General features: G+C 26.6%; 4 protein-coding genes. All 4 read right to left on the minus strand.

Annotated elements, in window-relative coordinates:
- Positions 1-354 (minus strand): hypothetical protein (locus tag Q0M21_RS02260; protein WP_295334143.1); only part of this gene is annotated, 354 nt, incomplete at its 3' end.
- Positions 355-356: 2 nt separating this feature from the next.
- Positions 357-581 (minus strand): hypothetical protein, encoded by a 225-nt coding sequence (locus tag Q0M21_RS02265; RefSeq protein WP_295334145.1) that lies wholly within the window; start codon positions 579-581, stop codon positions 357-359.
- A 187-nt stretch (positions 582-768) separates the two neighbouring features.
- Positions 769-2,106 (minus strand): leucine-rich repeat domain-containing protein, encoded by a 1,338-nt coding sequence (locus Q0M21_RS02270; protein WP_295334147.1) that lies wholly within the window; start codon positions 2,104-2,106, stop codon positions 769-771.
- A 134-nt stretch (positions 2,107-2,240) separates the two neighbouring features.
- Positions 2,241-2,720: hypothetical protein (locus Q0M21_RS02275; protein WP_295334150.1), on the minus strand; the 480-nt coding region annotated here is incomplete at its 5' end.

A 2,720-nucleotide genomic window follows, 5' to 3' on the forward strand; every position in this document is an offset into this window, starting at 1 on the left:
GTCAAAAGTACCAAGAGAACTCATAGATTGTATGGTTTTATGATTATTATCAGGAATTAAGATAACACTACTTATCAAGTCTTTATCAATATTATCCCAAGGACCAATATATACACTGTCATAATATATTAATTTTACTAACCATTCTGATATTGGAACAAATACACTATTTGAATAGAATTCATCAAATTGCATTTCTCCATAACCGCTTGTTGTCTCATTTGTTATTATCAACTTGATTGATAATTGATAATCTTTTATACTTGCATAACAATTTGCGCTTGGGTTAGATTGAGCATAAATTTGCAATGAAACGATAAATTTTACAAAAATCAATAATAAGATAATTCTCATAATTATTTTTTCCTTATATTAGCATTTTTAAATTCAATTGATTGTCTTACATTAAAGTCTTCTTTATGTGTCCAATCTTGCATTTTAAGATATTTATAACCATGGTAAAACAATTCGTGAGCCAACATACCTGCTTCACCACCAATAACATAATATACTAAATTACCTTGACCGAGGCTATGATAAACTAAATATGATCTCGGATCATTTGCAAAAAAAAATTCCATGACAATCTAATTGTCCCCCAAAATAAGTATCACTAATTTGATTAAAACTTTGCGTATGCTCTCGATTATTACGGCGATTTAAGTCATTTCCATGATTGAATAACAGTGTTTTATCTTTTGTAATTCCTTCAACGAACTGAATTTAGGTTTTTTTTTAATCAATTTTTTACTGTTATATTTCATTGAATTACTTAAATCTTTTTTTACTTTGTATTTTGACTTTGTAATTATTGTATTCGGTTTGCGTAGTGACAATCTTAACTCTATCTGTGTCAAGATTATTAAATTGTCTAATCTTCTTTGCTAGCTCTTCATTTGCACCGATTACAGAAATAAGCATATCTTTTTCACAGTCACATATCATTGGGTTAAAATCAGTAATAGGATTTCCATCAAGGTTTAAAAAATTCAAATATTTATCAGAACATAATTCTGTCCCAAAATAACTAATTTTGTTATTCTTTAACGAAATTGAACCTATTTTTACTTGCCCAATCCAATCAGGAAGAGATGTTATTTTGTTAAATGATAAATTAACGTAATTAATTCCAGAATTTTCTTTGAAAAAGATAGGTATTTCAGAAAAATTATTATTACCAAGATCTAAGTCAATCTCTGAATCAACTAATTTACCTCTAATGTCAAATAAATTGTTTTTGCTCAAGTCAAACATAAAAATATTCTTAACAGAAAAATCTTGAAAATCTATAACTTCTAATCCATTTTCACTTAAATCCAGTATTTCTATATTTGAAACATCAGATAAAGTCAAGTTTTTTAGAATATTGTCAATATTCTTTACTTTTGTTTTATTTAAAATAAATGTATGTAAATTCTTGTGATAGCCCAAATTATCAGGTATAGTTAAAATATTAGTGCCTGTGAATCTTATATTTTTCAATTTTGTCAATTTTGAGAATTCATTTGGTATGTTTGAAAAATTATTCCCGCTAATATACAAAGATTCCAAATTTTTACATTCATAAATACTACTTGGAATTACTGAATTTTGAAAGGAATCCAATACCAAACTTTTTAAATTTGAAAGTTTATCAAACTCATTATTAATATGAGAAGAATAATTACCAACTAAATTTAGTTCTTCTAATTGCTTTAAATCAAAAATATCATTTGAAATTTGTGTAATTCCTGTAACGTTCCATAAAATCAAATGTGTTAGATTATTTAAATTATTAATACCTTTAAATGATATTTCCCTATTTTCATTTAAAATACTTAAACTATAAAAAGACAACCTTTTTAAATGTTGCAAATCAAATAATTTACTTGAAATTTTGCTAATTGTAACATTTTTCAAATGAATTGACTCAAGATTTGAAAAAGTTATTATATCATCATCTATAGAAATTGTATCTGTATTATAACAGAAAAGTACTTTGACAAAATTTCTTTTTGAATATGGAATAGTGCTTATATTTTCGAAATCTATAGATCTATACTTTTGTTCGTCGGGTAAAGTATCCCTCCAAACATTATATAAATAATTGTTAATCGAATCATTCATAGATGTAGCTGGTCTACTTAAGTAAATTGGGTCAGTATTTGATTTTGAAAAAAGATACAAATTGCTTAATATAATTAAGCTTAATAAACATACTGTTCTTATGAATTTCCATTTATTATTCATTTCAATATTCCTTATCTTTTCCAAAATTTCTGAAAATTCATATTTCCAAAAAATGGATATGTTTTATCTTGATAGATATGGTAATTTGAATTGTAAAAGAAAACACCAGCATTATTATTTCCTTGACGTGGTAACCACATAAATACACCCCAACTAATTTGGCGATGAAAAAAATCTTTTTCGAGTCTAGCTGCCGACGATAAATCATTTGGCTTCATTTGACCATCATGTGAGGGCCAACCAGGATATCCATCACCATCTATATCTGGGTGTGAATGTATAATAATCTCAACGCCGTCAATAGTACCTCCAAAATCTTGAAATTCCTTACTCGTAAGAACAGCTAATAAATCAATATTATTATTGGTTCTGAATCTATCCGGTATAATAAAAGCCGTTCCATTACTTAAATAAATAATCCCACCTTCTCTTCCATCATTCAAACTCATTAAAAATGCACTTCTTTCTTCATTTGAAAATTGATCCGACAT

This window comes from Flavobacterium sp. (assembly GCF_024710485.1).
GTDB lineage: Bacteria > Bacteroidota > Bacteroidia > Flavobacteriales > Flavobacteriaceae > Flavobacterium.